Annotated in this window: 15 protein-coding genes; 6 read left to right on the forward strand and 9 right to left on the reverse strand. The window is 67.2% G+C overall.

All coding sequences use genetic code 11. The features are described from left to right. Positions 1–28: 28 nt before the first annotated feature. From ACNQFN_RS06845 to ACNQFN_RS06870, 6 genes are all read right to left on the reverse strand, one after another. Positions 29–1,261 carry an FAD-dependent monooxygenase gene (locus ACNQFN_RS06845; protein ID WP_418648362.1) on the reverse strand — a complete coding sequence of 411 codons (1,233 nt, stop codon included), beginning with the start codon at positions 1,259–1,261 and terminating at the stop codon, positions 29–31. Next, entirely contained in the window at positions 1,254–2,624 is a 1,371-nt protein-coding gene (locus tag ACNQFN_RS06850) for an aminopeptidase P N-terminal domain-containing protein (protein WP_418648363.1), read from the reverse strand. Before ACNQFN_RS06850 ends, ACNQFN_RS06845 begins: the two co-directional genes overlap by 8 nt. A 428-nt stretch (positions 2,625–3,052) precedes the next feature. Next, positions 3,053–4,108: a linear amide C-N hydrolase gene (locus tag ACNQFN_RS06855; protein ID WP_418648364.1), complete on the reverse strand. Its 1,056-nt coding sequence runs from the start codon at positions 4,106–4,108 to the stop codon at positions 3,053–3,055. 41 nt (positions 4,109–4,149) lie between these two features. After that, positions 4,150–4,899: a hypothetical protein gene (locus tag ACNQFN_RS06860; protein WP_418648365.1), complete on the reverse strand. Its 750-nt coding sequence runs from the start codon at positions 4,897–4,899 to the stop codon at positions 4,150–4,152. Between the two features lie 188 nt (positions 4,900–5,087). Beyond that, positions 5,088–5,795: an N-acetylmuramate alpha-1-phosphate uridylyltransferase MurU gene (gene murU / locus ACNQFN_RS06865; RefSeq protein WP_418648366.1), complete on the reverse strand. Its 708-nt coding sequence runs from the start codon at positions 5,793–5,795 to the stop codon at positions 5,088–5,090. Positions 5,796–5,805: 10 nt separating this feature from the next. Further along, on the reverse strand, positions 5,806–6,840 hold the full coding sequence (locus ACNQFN_RS06870) for an aminoglycoside phosphotransferase family protein (RefSeq protein ID WP_418648367.1): 1,035 nt from the start codon (positions 6,838–6,840) through the stop codon (positions 5,806–5,808). 118 nt (positions 6,841–6,958) lie between these two features. Between ACNQFN_RS06870 and lptD the strand changes: the two genes are divergently transcribed. The 4 genes from lptD to rsmA are packed head-to-tail and all read left to right on the forward strand — an operon-like array spanning position 6,959 to position 12,692. Further along, positions 6,959–9,487: an LPS assembly protein LptD gene (gene lptD / locus ACNQFN_RS06875; RefSeq protein ID WP_418648368.1), complete on the forward strand. Its 2,529-nt coding sequence runs from the start codon at positions 6,959–6,961 to the stop codon at positions 9,485–9,487. Positions 9,488–9,518: 31 nt separating this feature from the next. After that, the gene (locus ACNQFN_RS06880; protein WP_068635567.1) at positions 9,519–10,835 is read left to right on the forward strand and encodes a peptidylprolyl isomerase; all 1,317 of its coding nucleotides are present in this window, start codon (positions 9,519–9,521) and stop codon (positions 10,833–10,835) included. Then, on the forward strand, positions 10,832–11,860 hold the full coding sequence (pdxA, locus tag ACNQFN_RS06885; protein ID WP_068635537.1) for a 4-hydroxythreonine-4-phosphate dehydrogenase PdxA: 1,029 nt from the start codon (positions 10,832–10,834) through the stop codon (positions 11,858–11,860). Before ACNQFN_RS06880 ends, pdxA begins: the two co-directional genes overlap by 4 nt. Positions 11,861–11,888: 28 nt before the next feature. Beyond that, positions 11,889–12,692, forward strand: a complete 804-nt coding sequence (gene rsmA, locus ACNQFN_RS06890; protein ID WP_068635538.1) for a 16S rRNA (adenine(1518)-N(6)/adenine(1519)-N(6))-dimethyltransferase RsmA — start codon at positions 11,889–11,891, stop codon at positions 12,690–12,692. 160 nt (positions 12,693–12,852) lie between these two features. Here the strand turns inward: rsmA and ACNQFN_RS06895 are convergent, their stop codons facing one another. The 3 genes from ACNQFN_RS06895 to xth all read right to left on the reverse strand — a co-directional run bounded on the left by ACNQFN_RS06895 (position 12,853) and on the right by xth (position 14,612). Continuing rightward, a complete protein-coding gene (locus tag ACNQFN_RS06895) occupies positions 12,853–13,044 on the reverse strand; it encodes a YgaP family membrane protein (protein WP_068635539.1) in 192 nt (63 codons plus the stop codon). 124 nt (positions 13,045–13,168) lie between these two features. Next, positions 13,169–13,843, reverse strand: a complete 675-nt coding sequence (locus ACNQFN_RS06900) for a Crp/Fnr family transcriptional regulator (RefSeq protein ID WP_068635540.1) — start codon at positions 13,841–13,843, stop codon at positions 13,169–13,171. 4 nt (positions 13,844–13,847) lie between these two features. Beyond that, positions 13,848–14,612, reverse strand: a complete 765-nt coding sequence (xth, locus tag ACNQFN_RS06905) for an exodeoxyribonuclease III (protein WP_068635541.1) — start codon at positions 14,610–14,612, stop codon at positions 13,848–13,850. A 317-nt stretch (positions 14,613–14,929) separates the two neighbouring features. On the opposite strand from xth, the gene ACNQFN_RS06910 reads away from it, so the two are divergent. Beyond that, entirely contained in the window at positions 14,930–15,592 is a 663-nt protein-coding gene (locus ACNQFN_RS06910; RefSeq protein WP_068635568.1) for a DUF2325 domain-containing protein, read from the forward strand. A gap of 72 nt (positions 15,593–15,664) precedes the next feature. Next, positions 15,665–16,288: a superoxide dismutase gene (locus ACNQFN_RS06915; RefSeq protein WP_068635542.1), complete on the forward strand. Its 624-nt coding sequence runs from the start codon at positions 15,665–15,667 to the stop codon at positions 16,286–16,288. Positions 16,289–16,304 lie beyond the last annotated feature (16 nt).

The raw sequence follows: 16,304 nt of genomic DNA on the forward strand, positions 1-16,304 counted from the left end.
CGGGTTCGGGGCTGATCCGGGGTCGGAATCAGGGCCAGGCGCGGGCGCCGAACATCATGCGGCGGGCGACGAAGTTGCGCAGCGGCGGGAACACGTCGAGCGCCAGCAGTGCCGCGCCGCGCGCATGGCGCAGCGGGGCGAAGTCGTTGCTGAACACGCGCACCAGGGTGTCGGTGAAGCGGATCGTACCGAGGCGGTCGAGTCCGCGGCTGCGCGCATAGGCGGCCAGCACCGCGGGGGCGCCGAGGTCGCACGGCGAGGTGGACGCAGAGGGCGAGGTGGACGAAGCCGTTGAAGCGGCACGCGCGCTTTCGTCGCAGTGGCGCAGCAGCGTGTCGGCCAGCGCCCAGACGTCGCGCAGTGCGAGGTTGAAACCCTGTCCTGCGACCGGATGCAGGGTCTGGGCGGCATTGCCCAGCCACACCGTGCGCGTGCCGACCGCCGATTCTCGGTAGCGCAGCAGCAGCGGATAGCGCAGGCGCCTGCCGACGCCGCTCAACTGCACGCGGCTGCCGACATGGGCCTGCAGGTGGGCGAGATAGGCCTCGTCGTCCAGCGCCAGCAGGGCATCGGCGCTGTCGGGGCGGACGACGTGGACGAGCGCGTAGCCCTCGCCCTTGGGCAGCAGCGCCAGCGGGCCTTCGCGGGTGAAGCGCTCGAAGGCCGTGCCGCGATGGCCGCCGGCGACGGCGACCTGGGCGATCAGCGCATGCTGGCGGTAGTCGTGCTCGACCACGTTCGGGTCGCCGGCGCGCAGCCCGCCTTCGGCGCAGGCGGCCAGGCGGGCGCGCAAGGTGGCCGGCGGCCGGCCGGGCGCGGCCAGACTGGCGATCACGTCGTCGCTGCCGGGGGCCAGATTGGCGACTTCGGTTTCGTCCAGCACCGGAATGCCGGCGGCGTCGACGGCGGCGCGCAGCGCGGCGGCCAGCGCGCCCGCCGATGCCACGTAGCCCAGCGCGGGCAGATCATGTTCCGCTGCATCGATCAGCGTGCGGCCGAGCCCGCCTTGCTGCGAGATGTGGATGTGCTCGATCGGCGTGGCCGACAGCGCATCCCACACGCCCAGGGTCTGCAGCGTCAGGCGGCTGCCATGCGCCAGCGCGAGGTCGCGCGGGTCGTCGCAGACCGCTGCGCGCGGCCGGGCGTCGGCTAGCACGATGTCGAGGCCGGCATCCTTCAGCGCCAGCGCGAGCGCCAGGCCGACGGGGCCGGCGCCGACGATCAGCAGGTCGTGGGTGTGCTGGGCGGCGACGTCAGCCATCGCGGGCCTCCCGCATCAGGGCTTCGATGTCGGCGACGGTCTTGGGGGCGTCTGCGGTGATCAGTTCGCAGCCGTCGGCGGTCACTACCGCGTCGTCCTCGATGCGGATGCCGATGTTCCACAAATGCTCGGGCACGTCGTCCGCCGGGCGGATGTAGCAGCCCGGCTCGATCGTCAGCACCATGCCTTCGGCCAGCGGGCGCCATTCGCCGCCGAGCTTGTATTCGCCCGCGTCATGCACGTCCATGCCCAGCCAGTGGCCGGTGCGGTGCATGTAGAAGCGGCTGTAGGCATTGCTTTCGATCACGCCGTCGAGGCTGCCCTGGAGCAGGCCGAGGTCGATCATGCCCTGGGCGAGCACTTTCACCGCGGCTTCGTGCGGCGCGTTCCAGTGCGCGCCGGGGCGGGTCGCCTCGCGCGCGGCATGCTGCGCGGCCAGCACGGTTTCGTACACCTCGCGCTGTGCGGTGCTGAAGCGGCCGTTGACCGGGAAAGTGCGGGTGATGTCCGAAGCGTAGCCGTCGAGCTCGCAGCCGGCGTCGATCAGCAGCAGATCGCCGTCGCGCAGCAGGTGGTCGTTGTCGATGTAGTGCAGTACGCAGGCATTGGCGCCGCCGGCGACGATCGACGTGTAGGCGGGCGCTTGGCTGCCCGCGCTGCGGAAGGCGTGCAGCAGTTCGGCCTCGATCTCGTATTCGAAGCGGCCCGGGCGGGTGGCGCGCATCGCGCGGCAGTGGGCGGCGGCGGAAATCTGCGCGGCGTGGCGCATGGTGGCGAGTTCGGCGGCGTCCTTGACCAGGCGCATCTCGTCGAGCTCGGCGCGCAGGTCGCGGATCGAATGCGGCGGCACGATGCCGCTGCGCGCCTTGCCGCGCACGCTGTTCAGCGCGTCCAGCACGGTGGCGTCCCAGGCGCTGTCGTAGCCCAGGCTGGCCCAGACAAGGGGCTGGTCGGCCAGGTAGTCGGGCAGGCGCTTTTCCAGGTCGCCGATGGTCCAGGCTTCGTCGAAACCGAAGACTTCGCATGCTGCGTCCGGGCCGTAGCGGTAGCCGTCCCAGATCTCGCGCTCCTCATTCTTCTCGCGGCAGAAGAGTATCTGCTGCGGCTGCTCCCCCGCCACCAGCACGACGACGGCCTCGGGCTCGCGGAAGGCGGTGAGGTAGTAGAAATAGCTGTCGTGGCGGTAGAGGTAGTGGGCGTCGCGGTTGCGGATGCGCTCGGGCGCGGTCGGCAGGACAGCGACGCCGCCGCCCGCCGCCTGCATGCGCGCGAGCAGGCGTTCGCGGCGCGCGCGGAAGGGCGCGAGGTCGGGCACCTGGGCGAAATCGGGACGGGGCGAGGCGGGTGGGGTCGGTGCGTTCATTGTGTGATTATCGCACTGTCGCAAGTCCGGCGAGCGAGTCCGGGAGCTTTGCGAACGAGAGTCGATGATGCTTCCGGTCGTCGAACCACTGCTCGCGGCGCGGGGCGAGATGCGCGTCCAAGCGCGCAAGTCGGATGATGCGCTGGAATGCGCATCACGCGCCGATCCGGTCTGCAGGCTCTTCCACACGATCTCAGGTGTAAGGGGCACTGGCCACGCTCGCGTTCAAGGCGAGCATGGATGATTTCAGGCGCCTCGAACGCTCCAGGCTGGCACCCGCTCATTCTGACCTGACGCCGAGGGGCTGTCAGTCCGTCTCGATTCCCGACCGGCCAACTGCTTACAACGGGATGCAAGCGAATATGACGACCAAAATGGGTAGGGATTGGAGCGATGCTCCAGATACCCGTTCATGCTGAAATGGCGATTCACTCGGCGACCATGAAATCGAATGGTTCCGCAGGGACGAACTGGTCCGACGCTTCCCCGACAAGCACGCGGCTCATGTCCACCCCGAGATCCAGTTTGCGGATCTGCGCGCTTTCGGAGAAGTCGAGCTTTTTCATATCCACCCAGAAAATATTGGGCGATGTCGCCGACTCCCCATAGAAAAGCATGGCCTTCTGATCCGCCACCACGCGCCAGCGGGTTGTGGACAGGTTCGGCGCATCGGGAAGGCTCACGCCATAGGGGGCCGAAGCGTTGCGGATCACGCTGAATACCGCAGCGGCGGCAATGCGGGGGTCGTCGCTCTGGGTCACCGCGTTGACGTAGAAGCCGGCGCGCACGAAGCGATCCTCGGAGCGGCCGCTGCCAGGAAGGAAGTTGAGGGCGTCGACCGCGCTCCAGTATCTCTGGTTGGCAAGCTGGATGTCATAGGGTGGGTCGTTCGTCACCACCTGATACGAGCGGTCATGATGGATGTTGAGCTTGCCATCGATCCACTCGAGAACGGCGCTGTCGCCGGTCGCATCGGATAGGGTCAGGTGCAGCGGCGCGAGGCTGCCGGGGCGGCCGGGCACTTCGCCGCTCACGACCTGTACGGGGTGGTTGCGCGTGTATTCGACCGCTTCCGAGACCGTTGCAAACTGGTCGAGATAGAACTGCGCCCAGATTGCCAGCGACATGCGAGGCGTGGTCTTGTCGTCTTCGGGGAAGCCTGTGGCGTTGAGCCATAGCAGGCTGGCGTTGAGGCCGGCTTCGTTCAGGCCGTCGACCGTCGAGATGTCATAGCCGGAGACGGCCAGGCTGCCATACTTCGATGTCCATTCCAGCGAGCGCGGACCGGCGGCCCCGTTGCGCTTCACGCCGCGGGGAAAGACCCAGAAATTGCTGACCATCGGGTCCTTGAAATCCATGTTGCGGCCTGTGAGAGTCCGCCCGGCAGGCCCGTGATAGACGATCCGCGTGCAGGCCTGGGCCTCGGCTGCGAGCAGCGCTGCAACAGCGGTCAACGCGGCGAGTATGCGTGTGAAGCGGGACATATCGAACATCATCCATAAGAAGACTACGAAACCTTCGTCGGTCAGAACCGATAGGTCATGCCGAAAACCGGGCCGCTGAGGCGTGTGTCATAGATGTGATCCTTGTGATCGTAATCGACGTCGAGCACCTTGTAGCCCACGGAGGCGGAAAGGCGATCGCCGAGGACGTAATTGACCGTCGCCAGCGCCGACCATGTGAGATCGGAACCTGCGCCGAAGCCGCCAATGTCGGCTTGCGCCTGCACCGACAGCCTGTCGGTGACGGGAAGGAATGTGCGCATGCCGACCACGGGGTCCACCCAGCCAAAGTCTTCGCCATGGCTGGCTTTCTGGATTCCGATAGCGGGGTGGTTCGCCGTGACCGTCACATCGTTCGAGATATGCCAGAAGCGCATGCCCGCCAGGGCGTCGAGCGTGAACTGCGGTGTGTCGAGCACGCGGTAGCCGCCCTGCAGGGTCGCCGTGAACTGTTTCGTGTCGACCTTCGCGCCGACGCTCGCGCCTGGCGGTATCGTGGTGCCGAAGCCCGGTATCTGCAACGCCGGTAGCGGACCGTTGCCATGGCCGTCCGTCGTGTTGACATACATGATGTCGCCCGAGAAGACGAAGCGGCCATGACGCCCCCAGACATTGATGAACCCTCCGAAGTTGAGGTCGTCCATCACATCGGAAAATGATTTCCTGGCACTGATCTTCGGAGCACGGCGGCCCGGCGAGATGGGGGACGCGCTCCGTCCAGTCGAGGCATTGCCGCGCGAGACCGTGCCGGGTTGGCTTGATGGAGCGGACATCCATGCCGATGCTGTCGAACCATTCGGTTCCGGCAGCGGTCACGACGAACTGCTTGTCGTCCGATGGCCGGATGTAGTCGCGATCCTGCAAGGCGCGTGTCACCTCCACGCCGACCTGTCCGGCCAGATGGTCGTAGCAGCGACGGCAGAAACGCAGATGCTGATGCTGTGGGCTGGCCATGCTTTATTCAGGCTGGCCTGGCCCGCAGGCTGCGATCGAGCGCCGCGAGCTGGGCGGGGGTGCCGACGTTTTCCCAGTGGCCGTCGTGGCGTTCGCCGGTGGCGTGGCCGGCGGTGATGGCGCCGCGGTAGTAGGGGGTCATCGCCACTTTTTCGCCGCGGGCGATGGCGCTGAACAGGCGGGTGTCGTAGAGGCCGATGTTGCCGAAGGTGAGGCGTTCGCCGCCGTCCAGCGACAGCCGGCCGTCGTCGCCGAGGGCGAAGTCGCCGGCCGGGTGGAAGGCCGGGTTGGGCACCATGACGAGGTGCATGCACGGTTCGGCGCTGCCGGCCATCGCGGCGGCGCGCGGCAGCAGGCGGCGGTAGTCGTAGTCGGTGTGGATGTCGCCGGAGACGGCGAGAAAGATGTCGCCGGCTTCGTTTGCAGGGTCGGCGACGAGCAGCGGCAGCGCCTGGGCGATGCCGCCGGCGGTTTCCAGCGCGGTCGTTTCCGCCGAGTAGCGCAGGCGCACGCCGTAGCGGCTGCCGTCGCCCAGTGCGGCTTCGATCCGGTCGCCGAGCCAGGCATGGTTGATGACGATGTCGCCGATGCCAGCGCGCGCGAGTGCTTCGATCTGCCACACGATCAGCGGTTTGCCGCCGGCTTCGAGCAAGGGCTTGGGGCAGTGGTCGGTCAGCGGCCGCATGCGTTCGCCGCGGCCGGCGGCGAAGATCATCGCTTTCACTTCAGAAGGTGTAGCCGACCTGCGTTTCCTCGGGTTCGAGGCGGTCGAGCAGCTTCAGCAGCGGGCCGAGCTCGCGCCAGCGCTTGCAGGCGCGGCGCAGATGGTCCATCACCAGCGGCATGTCGGCCAGGTAGCCGTCCTTGCCGTCGCGGTGGCAGAGGCGGGCGAAGATGCCCAGCACCTTCAGGTGGCGCTGCACGCCCATCCATTCGAAGTCGCGGTGGAAATCGGCGAACTCCTCGCGCACCGGCAGGCCGAGCTTCCTTGCCGTTTCCCAGTAGCGGATCAGCAGGTCGAGGATGAATTCTTCGTCCCAGCGGATGTAGGCGTCCTTGAACAGCGACACCAGGTCGTAGCTGATCGGGCCGTAGACCGCGTCCTGAAAGTCGATGATGCCGGGGTTGGCGCCGAGGCCGTCGCCGGCTTCGAGCAGCATCAGGTTGCGCGAGTGGTAGTCGCGGTGCACGAAGACCTTGGGCTCGGCCAGGTTGACCGCCAGGATGCGCTCGAAGGCGGTGTTCAGCAGCGCCGTTTCGGCCTCGCTCAGCGCGACGCCCTTGTGGCGGGTGACGTACCACTCGGGAAACAGCATCATCTCGCGCAGCAACAGGGCGCGGTCGTACTCCGGCAGCACACCGGGGCGGCTGGCGTGCTGGATGGCGGCGAGCGAGCCGAGCGCGTCGGCGTACAGATGGGCGGCGCGATGCGGGTCGGCGCCGCTGCCTGCCTTCAGCGCAGCCAGGTAAGTCGTCGAGCCGAGGTCGGACAACAGCAGGAAGCCGTGCTCGAGATCCTGCGCCAGCACCTCGGGCACGTGCGCACCTGCGGCGCGGAACAGTTCGGCCACCTGCAGCCAGGGGCGGATGTCCTCCTTGCCGGGCGGGGCGTCCATGACGATGCGGGAAGGGCTGCCGTCGGCGAAGGTGGCGCGGAAGTAGCGGCGGAAGCTGGCGTCGGCCGAGGCCGGTGCGAGATCGAAGGACCGGCCGGGCAGGGTGGCGGCGAGCCAGGCGCGCAGTTGTTCGAGGCGTTGCAAGAGGAAGTTCTCCACGGGTGTTCGTGTACAATTCGCAAGTTTATCAACACGGTCGTGCGACAGGGGATCGCCCTGCGAACGATGGAAAGCGTTTGCCTTCATGCCCCTGAATACGCGCATGCGTCTGATCCCCTTCCTGCTGTGCTGGCTGTCCGGCACGGCGCTCGCGGCCGGCCTGCCGCCGCTGGTGGTGTCGCCCGACCTGGTGCGAACCCCGGAACCCGCTGCCGGTGCCGCCACCGGTGCGGCGCCGAAGAAGCCGGTCGATGCCCCTGCCGCCGCAGCTTCCCGGCCCGTTGCGCCGCCGGCCGTCCAGCCTGGTTCCGCCGCACAGGCGGGCGGAGGGCGTGTTTCCTCCACGCTGCAGCCGGCCCCTGCCGGCACCGCAGAGCCCTCACCGGCGGCGCAGCGCCGGGCCGCGGCCGAAGAGGCAAGCGAAGGGGCCGCGGCGCTGCCGGCGGGCAGCACTTCGGTGAAGGCGCTGAGGATTCTCGGTGCGCGCAGCATCGAGCTGGTCGCCGATGGCGATGCCGAGCTGCAGCGCGACGACATGATCCTGACCGCCGACCGCGTCACCTATCGCGAGCCGATCGACGAGGCCGTGGCCGAAGGCAACGTCGAGTTGCGCCAGGGCGATGACACCATCGCCGGCCCGAAGGCGACGATGGTGATCGGCGACAGCACCGGCAGCTTCGAGTCGCCGGTCTACCAGATTTCGCGCCAGCGCCAGCCCAGCTTCACCGGCGAGGCGCCGCGCACCGTGTCGGGCAGCGGCGAGGCCGACCTGCTGCGGCTCGAAGGCGAGAACCAGTACCACCTGCAGAACGCGACCTGGTCGACCTGCGAGGCCCGAGATCCCGACTGGTACATCCGTGCGCGCGAGCTCGACCTGGACTACGACCGCGAGGTCGGCACCGCGCGCGACGCGTCGATCGTGTTCAAGGACGTGCCCATCTTCTGGATGCCGTGGGCGGAGTTTCCGCTCACCGCCCGCCGCCAGTCCGGCCTGCTGCCGCCGACGTTCGGTTCGTCGAACAAGACCGGCGTGGATCTCGCGCTGCCGTATTACTGGAACATCGCGCCCAACTACGATGCCACGATCACGCCGCGCTTCATGAGCCGGCGCGGCGTCCAGTTCGGCGGCGAACTCCGCTATCTGGGCGAAAGCTACCGGGGCGAGTCGCGCGTCGAATGGATGCCGAAGGACCGGCTGACGGGCGAGGATCGCACCCTGGCGTCCATCCAGCACCAGCAGCGGATCACGTCGAGCCTGTACGGCTCGCTCGATTTCAACTCGGTGTCGGACGATCGCTACTTCGAGGATCTGTCGTCCCGTATCGGCGTCGCCTCGCGGATCAACCTGCTGCGGCAGGGGCAACTCACCTACCGGGGCTCGAACTGGTGGAGCGCGTTCGTTCGCGCGCAGAGCTACCAGACCCTGAACCCGGACGAGGAATCGAGGAACGTCTCGCCCTATCGCCGTCTGCCGCAGGTCCTGGTGGAGGGCCGGCGTCCCGATCTGCCGGGCGGGCTGACCGGGGCCCTCACCACCGAATTCGTCAGGTTCGAGCACCCCGATGCCGACAAGAACAAGGACGAAGGCACGCGTTTCGTCGCCTATCCGCAGCTTTCGCTGCCCCTGGCCGGCGCGGCATGGTTCGTGACGCCGAAGGCGGGCCTGCACTACACCAGCTACGACCTCGACCGTTCGCCGCTGCCGCAGAACGCCACCAAGCCGAATTCGATCACGCGTTCGGTGCCGATCTTCTCGGTGGACTCCGGGCTGTTCTTCGAACGCGAGACGACGATCTTCGGCGGCAGCTATCTGCAGACGCTGGAGCCGCGCCTGTACTACCTGAGGGTGCCGTCGCGGGACCAGCAGGACATCCCGAATTTCGACAGCAGCCGTTTCGACGTCGGCTTCGCGCAGATGTTCTCCGAGAACCGCTACTCGGGCAGCGACCGGATCGGCGACGCCAACGACCTCACCGCCGCGCTGACGACGCGCTTCATCGATGCCGAGACCGGCGTCGAGCGCCTGCGCGCGATGGTCGGCCAGCGCTATTACTTCTCCGACCAGGACGTCTACCTGTTCAATCGGGACGAATTGCGCGACGCCGGCCGCGGCACCGAAATCCTGCTCGGCCTGGGGGGGCGCCTGTCCCGCGAGTTCTCGCTGAACTCCTACCTGCAGTACAACACCGAGACCAGCCGCACCGAACGGGCGAACTTCAACCTGCGCTACCAGCCCGACTACGCCAAGGTGCTGAACTTCAGCTATCGCTACGCGCCCGAACTGCGCATCGCCGAAAACCTGGTCGGCCTCGAGGACATCGACGTGTCGGGCCAGTGGCCGCTGGGCGGCGGCTGGTACGGCGTCGGCCGCGTCACCCATTCGCTGCTCGACAACCGCATCACCGAAGCGATCGGCGGCCTCGAATACAACGGCGGCTGCTGGGTGTTGCGCGTCGCGGTGCACCGCTTCGCGCTCGAGCGCGACGACGTTTCGAAAGCCATCTACGTGCAGCTCGAACTGAACGACCTGGCCGGCATCGGCTCCAATCCGCTCAACCTGCTGACGCGCAGCGTGCCCGGCTATGGCAAGATCAACGATTCTTCGGCCGACCGCGTGTTCGGCATGGATTGAAACCCCGCGAGCAACCCATCAGATAATGATCATGAATCGTCCCCTGTCCCGTTCCCGTTCGCTGCTCGCCGTCGGCATCGCCAGCCTGGTCCTGAGTTTTCCGCTGCACGCCGCGCCGCAGGCGGTGGCGGTCGATCGCATCGTCGCCGTCGTCAATGACGAAGTGATCACGGCGCTGCAGCTGCGCGCGCGCGTCGATCAGGTCGTGCGCCAGCTCCAGCGCCAGGGCGTCGAACTGCCGCCCCGGGAGGTGCTGGAGCAGCAGCTGCTGGAGCGCCTGATCATCGAGCGCGCGCAGCTGCAGCTGGCGCGCGAGACTTCGCTGCGGGTGGATGACGCCATGCTGGAGCGCGCGATCGAGCGCATCGCCGCGAACAACCAGCTGAGCATCGACCAGCTGCGCGAGACGCTGGAGCAGGACGGCGTGTCGTGGTCGCGTTTCCGCGACGAGATCCGCACCGAGATTCTGCTGACCCGGCTGCGCGAGCGTGAAGTGGAAAGCAGGGTCGTCGTCACCGACGCCGAAATCGACAACTTCCTCGCCAGCAATCCGGATGCTTTTTCGGGCGAGGAGTTCGAGGTCGCGCACATCCTGCTGCGGGCGCCCGAACAGGCTTCGCCGGAGCAGATCGAGGCGCTGCGCGGGCGTGCCGAAAGCGTGATGGCCCGTCTGCGCTCGGGCGAGGATTTCGCCCGCGTCGCGGCCGAAGTGTCGGACGCCCCCGATGGCCTGTCGGGCGGCAGCCTGGGCTGGCGTCCGCTCGACCGCCTGCCGGCGCTGTTCGCCGACGTGGTGCGTGATATGCGCCCTGGCGAGACCTCGCCCATCCTGCGCAGCGCCTCGGGCCTGCACATCGTGCGCCTGGTCGATCGCCGCGGCGGCGGCGACACCGCCGTGGCCCAGATGGAACAGACACGCGCCCGCCACATCCTGATCAAGACTTCGGAAGTGCTGTCCGACGCCGATGCCGAGGCGCGCCTGATGGGCATCCGCGAACGCGTCGTCAATGGCGCCGATTTCGCCGAGCTGGCCAGGGCCAACTCGGCGGACCTGTCCGCGGCCAAGGGCGGCGATCTCGGCTGGCTCAACCCGGGCGACACCGTGCCCGAATTCGAACGCGCGATGGACGCGCTGCAGCCGGGCGAAGTCAGCATGCCGGTGGAGTCGCCGTTCGGCTGGCATCTGATCCAGGTCGTCGAGCGCCGCGTGCAGGACGTCACCGACGAACGCAAGCGCAATGCCGCCCGCGCCGCGCTGCGCGAACGCAAGGCCGACGAGGCCTACGAGGACTGGCTGCGCCAGTTGCGCGACAGCACCTACGTCGATCTGCGCCTGGACCGCGAGTGAGCGCTGCCGGGGCTTCCAGGCCGTTCGTCGCCATCACCAGCGGCGAGCCGGCCGGCATCGGACCGGAACTGTGTGCCCGCCTGGCCGAGCGCCAATGGCCGCTCCGGCCGGTCGTGCTCGGCGACCTCGACCTGCTGCGCGAGCGTGCGGGCGCCTTCGGCAGTGCGGCTGCGTTCCGGCCCTGGCAGCCCGGCATGCAGTCGGATGTGCCGGAAGGGACCATCGACGTGCTGCATGTGCCGCTCGCCCGGACGGCCGTTCCCGGTGTGCTCGATGCGGCCAATGGCGCCTACGTGCTCGGCCTGCTCGACCGCGCGATCGCTGGCTGCGTCAGCGGCGAGTTCGCCGCGATGGTCACCGCGCCGGTGCATAAGGGCGTCATCTGCGAGAGCCTGGGTGCGGCCGACGCGCTGCCTTTCAGCGGCCATACCGAATACCTGGCCGAGCACACCAAGACGCCGCGGGTGGTGATGATGCTGGTCGGCGGCGGTCTGCGCGTCGCGCTCGTCACCACCCATCTGCCGCTGGCCCGGGTGCCGGCGGCGATCACCCCACAGGCGCTGGAGGAAACGCTGCGCATCCTGCACGCCGACCTGGTGCGCCACTTCGGCCTTGCCGCGCCGCGCATCCTCGTCGCCGGCCTCAACCCGCATGCAGGCGAGGGCGGGCACATGGGACGCGAGGAAATCGACGTCATCGAGCCGGTGCTGGCGCGGCTGCGCGCCGAAGGCATGCAACTCGTCGGCCCGTTGCCGGCGGATACGCTGTTCGTGCCGCACACGCTGGCGCAGGGCGACGCGGTGCTGGCGATGTACCACGACCAGGGGCTGCCGGTGCTCAAGCATGCGAGCTTCGGCGGCGGCGTCAATGTCACGCTCGGCCTGCCGATCATCCGCACCTCGGTCGACCACGGCACCGCGCTCGACCTTGCCGGCAGCGGCCGGGCCGACCCCGGCAGCCTGTTCGCCGCGCTGGAGCTGGCGGCGACGATGGTCGCGGCCCGCGCAGCCCATGCTGCAGCCTGAGCACCGCCGGCGCACGACGAGGACCCCGATGCAAGACCGCGAAACCGACGGCCACCGCGCACGCAAGCGCTTCGGCCAGAACTTCCTGTCCGACCCCAACATCATCCGCCGCATCATCGACGCCATCCGTCCCCAGGCGGGCGAGGCGATGGTCGAGATCGGTCCCGGCCTGGGGGCGATGACCGCGCCGCTGATCGAGCGTCTCGGCCACCTGCACGTGGTCGAGATCGACCGCGACCTGATCGCGCGCCTGCACGAGCGCTACACGCCTGCCCAGCTCACGGTGCATGAAGGCGACGCGCTGAAGTTCGATTTCAGCAGCCTGTGCGCCGATGGCGGCCAGCCGCTGCGCGTCGTCGGCAACCTGCCCTACAACATTTCCACGCCGATCCTGTTCCACCTCGCCGGCTTCGCCGACCAGGTCAAGGACATGACTTTCATGCTGCAGAAGGAAGTGGTGATGCGCATGGTCGCCGAGCCGGGCACCGAGGAATACGGCCGCCTGTCGGTGATGCTGCAGTACCGTTTCCGCATGGGCAGAATGTTCGACGTGCCGCCCGGCGCCTTCCGCCCGGCGCCCAAGGTCATGTCCAGCATCGTGCGCATGGCGCCCCTGCCCAGGGAACAGCTCGGCGCGCAGGACGAGGCACTGCTCGGGCAGATCGTCACCGCCGCCTTCGGCCAGCGCCGCAAGACGCTGAAGAACACGCTGCGCGAGTTCATGAACGATGCCGATTTCGACGCGCTGGGCATCGATGCCGGTCTGCGCGGCGAGAAGCTGTCGGTCGCGCAGTTCGTCGCGATCGCCAATCATTGCAGCGCGCGAGGGTGAGGGAAGGCTTGTCCTGTTTTTTCAGGACAGGTGGTCTCGCAGGTGGAGCCAGTCGATCCCGGCAAAAAGCAAACGGCAGGATTCCAATGGTGAAGTCCCGCCGTTTTTCCTTGCTGCGGCGACCGGAGGTTTCCGGGTCGCCAAGCCGCGCTGCCTCAGCTCACTTCTTGCTCAGCGGGCAGGTACTGAAGCCGAGCAGCGGATAGAGCGGGCACCAGCCCATGGCACCGGTGGCCAGCGGCACGATGCCGATCCAGGCCCAGACCGGTCCGCCCATCAGGGCCCAGGCGATCAGCGCGATGCCGGCCACGATACGCAGGATCCTGTCGATACCGCCTACGTTCTTCTTCATGATGTTCTCCTTGCAAGGATGGGATAGTGCTTCGATTGGAGCATGCCATTCCATTCGCGGTCTGTAACCATGGTTACAGAGCGGGCTGGTCAAGGAGAAAGAGCCCGTCGGGGCCTCGGCTGCCTCAGGCCTTGGTCGAGCCTTCTGCCGCCAGTTTGCGCAGGCCTGCCGGATCGAGGATTTCCACCTGTTCGCGAGACAGGCGCACCAGGCCCTGATCGGCGAAACTCTTCAGCAGGCGGCTGACGATCTCGCGTACGCTGCCGAGTTCGTCGGCCAGTTGCTGATGGGTGACGTGCAGCGTGCGGCCCTTGCCCAGCAGCAAGGCAGCCAGGCGCTGGTCGAGCTTGCGGAAAGCCACTTCCTCGATCAGCTGCATCAGGTCGGCGATGCGTTCGGCAAAAAGATGGAAGATGAAGTCGCGGAACGGGCGCTCGTTCATCATGTCGTCGAACACCGTCTTCGGCAGCAGCATCAGCAGGGTGTCGGTTTCGGTGACGCCGCGGGCGTTGTAGTCCTCGTGGCCGAGCAGGCAGGACGAGGAAATGATGCAGGTTTCGCCCGGTGCGACGCGGTACAGCGGCAGTTCGCGCCCGTTCGGCGCGCACTTGCTGACGCGCACCGAGCCTTCGACGATGAAGGGAAAGCCTTCGCAGGCCTGGCGGTCGTCGAACAGCATGGCGCCGGCTGGAACGCGCATCCAGCGGGCGCTCCGCAGGACGCGCAGGCGCGCATCCGCGGACAGCTTGTCCAGGATGGGATAGCAGGCCGAGAGGCGATCGGTTTCGGTGGCGTCCATGGTCTCAAGCAAGTTCGAGCACGACCGGGGCGTGGTCGGAAGGCCGTTCGAGGCGGCGGGGTGCCTTGTCCACCGTGCAGCTGCGGCAGGCTTCGCGCAGCGCGGGTGAAACCAGCAGGTGGTCGATGCGCAGGCCGAAATTGCGCCGGAAAGCCATCATGCGGTAGTCCCACCACGAGAAAGCACGTTCGGGCTGCTCGAACAGGCGGAAGGCGTCGATCAGCCCCAGGTCGAGCAGGGCGCGGAAGGCCTCGCGTTCCGGCACGGAAACGTGGATCTCGTCCTTCCAGTCCGGGTGGGCGTCGCGGTCCTCGGGGGCGATGTTGAAGTCGCCCGCCAGCAGCAGGCGTTCGTGCGTCTTCAGTTCCTCGCGCAGCCAATCGGTCAGCGCAGCGAGCCATTTCAGTTTGTATTCGAACTTGTCCGAGCCCACCGCCTGGCCGTTGGGGAAATAGCCGCACACCACCCGCACGCCGTCGATGGTGGCGGCGATGATGCGTTTCTGCTCGTCCTCGAAGCCGGGGATGTTGCGTACCACCGTTGCTTCGTCGATCGGCCGCGGGCTGAGGATGGCGACGCCGTTGTAGGTCTTCTGGCCGATGAACACGGCGTGGTAGCCGGCGGCCTCGAGTTCGGCGACAGGGAAAGCCTTGTCTTCGAGTTTCAGTTCCTGCAGGCACAGCGCGTCGGGCGTGTTGGCGGCCAGCCAGTCGAGGACCTGCGGCAGGCGGACCTTGAGGGAGTTGACGTTCCAGGTGGCAATTTTCATCTGATCGGGATTTCGTTTCTATAGGAGTCCGCTGGCGGCTCCGTGCCAGCGTGACGGTATGGCCGCAAGTTGCGGAGAGCAGTCCGGCAGCCTTGCGGCAGCGGACCATTCAGCCACGACTTGCCGCATAACACAACCCGCACGGCAGATGCGGCGCCGCGGGCGATGAGGCGATGGCTGGAAAGAGTCTTTACCGTTTGCCACTTGAACAAAAATCATTCTCATTTATAGTATCGGCTTATCTTCTTTGTCACTCGCCATGACGAAGCGTCCCGATCATCGCACTCCCCGTGTGCGCAAGACTTGTGAGGCCGACCGTGGAATACGCCAGCCATGACTTCGATCAACTCGCCCAGGAACATCGTGCGCTGATACACGACTATGGCCGTGCGCAACGGCGCTGCACCGAACAGCTGCACGCGCAGGCGCGCGAGCTGGAGCGCCTGCGGATGAAGGTGATGCATCTGCAGGCCGAAGTCATCATGCGGGAAACCGCGCTGGCCTGGGAGCGGGAAGATCGTGCCACGCTGGAGGCAGCGATTCCCGGCCTGTCCAAGCGCGTCACGCTGGCGCGCCATGTGGAGACGCTGGTCGCGCGCATCCAGATGCTGATGCGCGAGCGCCTGCAGCGGGAAAGGCCGCGGGGCAGAGTGCCTGGCCAGTGGGGTGGCGGAGAAGGTGACGGCGCGCCGACCGTCGCAGTCGTCGGGGAGTCGCCTGCGTCCGGTGCGGTGCTGCAAGCAGCCGATCCCGAGGCGCTGGAAGCGAGCCTGCGTGCTGCCGACCTGGTGATCTGCCAGACCGGCTGCCTGAGCCACGGCGATTACTGGCGGGTGCAGGACTACTGCAAGCGGACCAACAAGACCTGCGTGTTCGTCGAGCAGGCCGGCGTGCCGGACAGCGCTGGTGCGCAGAAGATCGGTGCCGGGGAGTTGCGCGTGCTGAGTCTGGCGGGCGACGTACCGGGCAGGCGGACATGAGCGGCCGATCCTGTCGTCCCCAGTCCTGTAGCCGTTTCTCTTCAGTTTCCCCAATTCTTCCGGTAGATCGACATGCCCCATACCTTGCCTGCATTGCCCTACGCCTACGACGCCCTGGAGCCGCACATCGACGCGCAGACGATGGAGATCCATCACACCAGGCATCATCAGACCTATGTGAACAACCTCAACGCGGCACTGGAGGGCACCGAACATGCCGGACTTCCGGTCGACGAACTGATCGCGCAGCTCGAGTCGCTGCCTGAAGCCCTGCGTGCGCCGGTGCGCAACAACGGCGGCGGGCATGCGAACCACAGCCTGTTCTGGACGATCATGTCGCCCACCGGCGGCGGCAAGCCGGACGGCGATCTGGCGCGTGCCATCGATGCCGATCTCGGCGGCTTCGATGCCTTCAAGGAGGCTTTCACGAAAGCTGCGGTGAGCCGCTTCGGCAGCGGTTGGGCCTGGCTGACGGTGGACAAGTCCGGCAGGCTGGCCGTCGAGAGCAGCGCCAATCAGGACAATCCGGCGATGAAGGGGATCGGCTCGGGCAACACCGCGATCCTCGGGCTGGATGTCTGGGAGCACGCCTACTATCTTAAGTACCAGAACCGGCGCCCCGAATACATCGCCGCGTTCTACGAGGTCATCGATTGGGCCGAGGTCGCCCGTCGCCATGCCGTGGCGCGGGGATAAGCGGGACGATCATCAC

Origin of the sequence: Thauera butanivorans (genome assembly GCF_048398245.1) — a bacterium.
GTDB classification, from domain to species: domain Bacteria; phylum Pseudomonadota; class Gammaproteobacteria; order Burkholderiales; family Rhodocyclaceae; genus Thauera; species Thauera butanivorans.